General features: G+C 54.7%; 6 protein-coding genes. 4 read left to right on the top strand and 2 right to left on the bottom strand.

Annotated elements, in window-relative coordinates:
* Positions 1 to 432: ATP-dependent DNA helicase (locus MLC59_RS19330; protein WP_248237239.1), on the top strand; the 432-nt coding region annotated here is incomplete at its 5' end.
* 242 nt (positions 433 to 674) lie between these two features.
* Here the strand turns inward: MLC59_RS19330 and MLC59_RS19325 are convergent.
* Complete coding sequence (locus MLC59_RS19325; RefSeq protein ID WP_248237238.1) at positions 675 to 1985, bottom strand: MFS transporter; 1311 nt, start codon at positions 1983 to 1985, stop codon at positions 675 to 677.
* Positions 1986 to 2136: 151 nt separating this feature from the next.
* Between MLC59_RS19325 and dmeF the strand changes: the two genes are divergently transcribed.
* Positions 2137 to 3066 (top strand): CDF family Co(II)/Ni(II) efflux transporter DmeF, encoded by a 930-nt coding sequence (gene dmeF / locus MLC59_RS19320; RefSeq protein ID WP_248237237.1) that lies wholly within the window; start codon positions 2137 to 2139, stop codon positions 3064 to 3066.
* Between the two features lie 31 nt (positions 3067 to 3097).
* On the opposite strand, the gene MLC59_RS19315 is transcribed toward dmeF, so the two are convergent.
* Positions 3098 to 3376, bottom strand: a complete 279-nt coding sequence (locus MLC59_RS19315; RefSeq protein WP_153740610.1) for a metal-sensing transcriptional repressor — start codon at positions 3374 to 3376, stop codon at positions 3098 to 3100.
* 512 nt (positions 3377 to 3888) lie between these two features.
* Here MLC59_RS19315 and MLC59_RS19310 point away from each other — a divergent pair.
* Both MLC59_RS19310 and MLC59_RS19305 read left to right on the top strand, forming a co-directional pair.
* Positions 3889 to 4623 carry a HupE/UreJ family protein gene (locus MLC59_RS19310; RefSeq protein WP_248237236.1) on the top strand — a complete coding sequence of 245 codons (735 nt, stop codon included), beginning with the start codon at positions 3889 to 3891 and terminating at the stop codon, positions 4621 to 4623.
* 15 nt (positions 4624 to 4638) lie between these two features.
* The gene (locus MLC59_RS19305; protein WP_153740613.1) at positions 4639 to 5334 is read left to right on the top strand and encodes a hypothetical protein; all 696 of its coding nucleotides are present in this window, start codon (positions 4639 to 4641) and stop codon (positions 5332 to 5334) included.
* The last annotated feature ends 285 nt before the right edge of the window (positions 5335 to 5619 follow it).

Below are 5619 nucleotides of genomic sequence, written 5' to 3'. Positions count from 1 at the left end.
GTGGGCGACCCGATCCTCTTCACCAGGAACAACTACAACATAGGCATTCAGAATGGGTCTCTTGGCGTATTATCCTCCACAGAGCGCGGCACCCAGGACGGCCAGGAAACATTTGGTGTCGTGACACTGGATACCGGCGAAGCCATTTCAATTACGGATGAGGTCTTCGATTGCATGGAGCTTGGTTACGGGATCACACTCCACAAGGCTCAAGGAAGCCAGTTCCCGAGAATCATCGTGGCAGTCCAGAAGGGACGCATCTCAGACCGTGCGTGGCTTTACACGGCGATTACCCGTGCCGAGGCAGAGATACACATTGTCGGGCAGACTAGTGATTTTGCGTCCATCGTAAAATCGGTAAGCAATGCCACCAGGCGGGCGAGTTTCTTGAGGGAGTTGCTGGAAGAGAGGGATTCGGGGGTTAGCCATTAATGGCACGCCCCCTCATCGCCGGTCGCGGCCATCGGGACCTCTCCCTGTACCGCAACTTCATCTTAAACGATCATCGCGGGTCGTCAAATACCTCGAAATCAGCTCATTAAACAAAAGCGAACGTTCGCAGCATCCCAAATTTCTGGATTTAATTCCCCCGAGTTGCCTAAGAAACGCCCCTGCATTCCCCCCCATTCCAGAGGTGGCGGCCATTGAAGTTTTCTAAGCGGTAACTGCAAAACTCAATCTGGCCATTTGGGATGCAAGCTATCAATGACGTAGTTGTGACTGTGGACACTGGAGTTGGAATCACTTGCGATATGAGGGTGGTCACTTGGAAGATCGTCGTGGTGGTGCGAACGTTCTGACGGATCAACAGATGGCCATAACTTCACGGCAAGGATCAGCCCGCCGAGAGCAAACCCCAGAAGTATCAATAGAGTGATAGTCATTCCCGCAGAAGAGCCCAGCCAACCAGCTAATGGATACGCGATCAGCCATCCGGCATGCGATAAAGAGAACTGGGCAGCGAACAGAGCTGGCCGGTCTTCAGCATGCGACGACCTCGTAAGGACCCTGCCGATGGGCGTTTGAACGGTGGAAAAACCAACGCCTAACCATGCCCATACGGGTAACAGCCATTCCAGAGAGCCTACCGGCAGCGCTAGAACCAACCCGGCAACCAGAATCCCACCTCCTGTGAGCATAACTTGCCGGTCCTGCCAGCGTTTCAGTAGAGCTGGTAACGCCAATGCCGCCAACATGGAACCGCCACCAAACGCGGCAAAAGCCATAGCCGTATGCTGGTCGGTAAGGCCGAATTGTCCCTGCACCAGCACCACCGTGTTCACGATCACCATGGCTCCCGCAAGACTGACAACCAGGTTCAGCGACATTACCCCGCGCAGGCGAGGAGTTGCCATGAAAATTCTGAATCCGGCCCGTGCTCGATCATACACGCCGCGACGTTTTTCCGATTTGGCCCCGGAGGGCAAAGCAACGGACACCACGAGCAAGGCTGATGCGATAAAACCTATTACCGTGCCCGAGAACAATGCCTGCCAGCTGGTAGCAAGCAGAATCAACGCCGCGAGCGCAGGGCTGATCAGGTTTTCCAGATCGTAAGCCAGCCGGGAAAGCGACAGTGCCTTGGTGTAATCGTCTTCGTCTGGGAGAGTCTCCGGAATCGTAGACTGGAAGGTTGGTGTAAAGGCCGCCGATGCGGACTGAAGAACCGCGATTAGCACGTAAACTTCGTATACTTCGGTGACGAAAGGCAAAGCCAGCGCCGTCGCCGCTCGAATCACATCCAGAGAGACCAGCAGAGCACGACGGGGTATGTTCTCCGCCAGAGCTGATGCCAGGGGGGCTATCAAGACATAAGCGACCATCTTGATAGCCATGGCGGTGCCGAGCACCTGTCCCGCCTCGTCTCCGGCCAGATCGAATGCCAGCAGACTCAAGGCCACCGTCGCCAGCCCCGTACCCAGCAATGCAACCACCTGGGCCAGGAACAAATGGCGATAGGTTCGGTGTTTCAGAATATCAAGCATGGCTCCACCAGTGACAGCGTCAGAAACGGAAAGGTTGTGGTAGAAATCTGACTACAGTAGCATTTCCATGCTATCCCCCCAGGGGGGATAGGTCAAAAGCGGGACTCTGCCCTCAGGCATACCGATCATCAGCCTTGCCGGGAACACTGTTATGCACCATGAACGACTCGACCATTGGCAACACAATCACGTGTTTGGTCAGGATCAGAAGCGCTCTGGCGAAACCCGCACACTCATCGTGGTGGGCCTGACACTGGCGATGATGGTCTGGGAAATTCTGGCCGGAATCGTTTATGGCTCCATGGCGTTGCTGGCCGATGGCCTGCATATGGGGTCCCACGCAGTGGCTCTGGGCATTGCGGCCTTCGCCTACGCGTATGCCAGGAAAAACGCGGGCAACGACCGTTTCTCTTTCGGAACAGGAAAGGTCAACGCGCTGGGTGGCTTTACCGGTGCAATCCTGCTGGCTGCCTTTGCGCTCTACATGGTCATCGAGAGCGTGGGGCGTTTTATCCAGCCCGTCGCCATTTCTTTCGATGGGGCTATTTTTGTGGCCATAATTGGCCTGGTGGTCAACGGGGTGTCAGCTTGGATACTGGGGGATGCAGGCCATGATCATGGTCACAGTCACGGCCATGATCACGGTCACCACCATCATCACCATGACCACAACCGCCGGGCCGCTTACCTGCATGTACTTGCGGATGCGCTGACGTCAGTCCTTGCTATTGTTGCTCTTCTGGCGGGTAAATATGCCGGGTGGAACTGGATGGACCCGATGATGGGGATTGTCGGTGCGATTCTGGTAACCCGTTGGTCCTGGCATCTGCTGAAAGACACCTCAAAGGTCCTCCTCGACGAGCAACATCAGGACATGGAGGAAGCTGTTAAACAGGCCGTCGAAGACGACGATGCCAAAGTCAGTGATCTGCATGTGTGGGCGATAGGCCCAAACATTCATGCGGCTATTGTCTCAGTGGTCTCGCATCAGCCCGAGTCGCCTACAGTCTATAAGGAGCGCATTCAGGCACACTGCCAGTCCCTGGTTCACGTGACGGTGGAGCCTCTCCGGTGTGATTAACGGGGAGAGCGCGGGTTGAAAAGCAATCAGGTCAGAGATACCGGGCAATTGCCTTGAATTCATCGACACGCCGCTGCTGGTCTGGCTCCAGCGGCCCGATAGCATCGTCGAGGCAATGCTCAATGTGGTCCTGTACTAGCACGCGTTTGGCCTGTTGAATGGCCTTTTCCACGGCGTGAAGTTGCTGGGCCAGTTCCAGGCAGGGTTTTCCCTGATCAATCATGCCAATCACGCTTTCCAGATGGCCGTTAGCCCGCTTAAGACGTTTGATAATGTTCGGGTGAGATTGATGCGTGTGATCATTTACCATGTTTAATTCCTATCCCCCATGGGGGGATGGTATCCTCTGTTTTCGTTGAAATCCAACCACAGACTCGACGCATTAGATTGATGATTTCGGCCATTCACCAGAGAAAACTGCTTCCGACGCTCGTCATGCTCTTGGCATTGGCGGGCCTGTCACTGTCGGTGATTGGCGAGTCATTCTCTCACGGTGTGGCCAACTTGGCAGGCGAGTGGGAATCGCAGTCTGACGGCCATCCAGCCAATCATGGTGCGCATGGACACACCCACGATTTTGACAAAGAGCCAGAGACATCATCAATGCATCATGATGCTGGCAATCATACCCACGAGACCGTGGACCACCTCAGGGTTCCGTTTGTTTCCCAAAGCCTGACCGTTCTCCGGCAGCCCGTACCCTTTGCCGGAGGTTCTCCCCGCAGTTTGCGTTATCGGCTTGAACGCCCTCCAAAAGCCTCCCTTTCCACTTGATTCTTGCCGCTTACGCGGCCCGAGAAAACAAATTCGATTGGAGTCTTTATGTTGTCAAGCTTGCCTGGCCGATGCCGTGGTGTGTCCTCAACGGGCACAGGCAATCGTCTACTCTGGATATTTCTAACTTTGGGCTTGCTGGGTCTGAGTACCGATGTACTCGCTCATGCCGTCGCCCAGGGCGACAAGGGGTACATCCAGGAAATTACCGGGATAAACCTTATTTCGTTCATCTATCTGGGGGCCAAACACATGGTCACCGGATATGACCACCTGCTGTTCCTGCTGGGTGTCATTTTCTTCCTCTACCAGATGAAGCACATCGCGATCTACGTGAGCCTGTTTGCCTTGGGGCATTCCACCACGATGCTGCTGGGGGTTTACTTCAACGTGGGCATCAATAGTTACATCATTGATGCGATTATCGGTCTGTCCATCGTCTACAAGGCACTGGACAACATCGGTGCCTATCAGCGGTGGTTTGGTTTCCAGCCCAACACCAAAGCCGCCACGTTGATTTTCGGGTTCTTCCATGGCTTTGGTCTGTCCACCAAGATCATCGAATACGACATCTCACAGGACGGCCTGATTCCGAACCTCCTCGCCTTCAATGTGGGCGTGGAAATCGGACAATTGATCGCCCTGGCCATGATCCTGATTGTCATCAGCTTCTGGCGAAAAACCGACGGATTTTTCCGCCATGCCTACACCGCCAACGTGGCCATGATGAGTGCAGGTTTTCTGCTCTTTGCCTATCAGCTCACCGGTTACTTCGTCGCCTGATTCTGGAGATTTTTTATGTACAACACCGATATTCCCAACCGTGAAGAACTGCCCAGCACTGCCAAGCTGGTTCGATCAACCATCATTGCGGCAATTGTGGCGTTGGTTCTGCTTGTAACCGTGGTCATGCCCGCCGAGTATGCCCTGGACCCAACCGGCGCAGGTCGCCTTTTGGGCCTGACTGAAATGGGCGAAATCAAGGAGCAGCTCGCCGAAGAGGCTGCTGCTGACGAGGCTGCTCAGATGGTTGCTGTTCAATCCTCAACTGAGCGAGAGGCCCCGGAAGTCAAAGAGCCTGTCGTGGCTGAAGCCGTTGAGGAGCCAGCTCCCTCACCTGAAGCAGAGGTTGCACCTGCCGAGCCAGAACCTGCGCCTGCACCAGAAGTTGTGGAACCGCAGTGGCAGGATGAAGTGCGCGTGGTTCTCACACCGGGAGAAGGCACAGAGTTCAAACTTACTATGGAGGAAGGCGCTACAGCCCGATTCTCCTGGGTATCAGAGGGTGGCCCGATCAACTTCGATACCCATGGTGATGGAAGTGGTCAGTCAATTTCCTACGAAAAAGGCCGGGGCGTGCCTGAAGACGAGGGCGAGTTGGAAGCAGCCTTTACCGGCAATCACGGCTGGTTCTTCAGAAATCGGAACGACAACGACATCACTCTGGTACTGCGTACTGGAGGAGACTACGGTCAGTTGAAGAAGATGTTGTGATTAACCATTAGATAAACGTAGCAACATCCAGCCCCGCGTGCTCACGGGGCTGGATGTCTTTTCAGCAGCTAAATGGTGCTTGGGGACTCATCCGCAGGGTTAACTTCCAAGCTTGTACCGAGCGCCGTGGGAGGCTAGGAATGTGGTCGCAATAAGGTGCGTCTGAATGTTCGCTTTGCGACCAAAGCTACGGGCGGCCAATTTATTGGGGTCTCTTCCGTTTTGTGTGGAACATTAGCTTGCAACCATTCTCTGTAATGGCGTCTGGAACGGGTTTGCTGGCAG

This window comes from Marinobacter bryozoorum, assembly GCF_023156245.1.
In the GTDB taxonomy this organism is placed as follows: Bacteria; Pseudomonadota; Gammaproteobacteria; order Pseudomonadales; family Oleiphilaceae; genus Marinobacter; species Marinobacter bryozoorum.
This window is presented reverse-complemented; position numbering and strand designations above follow the sequence as displayed.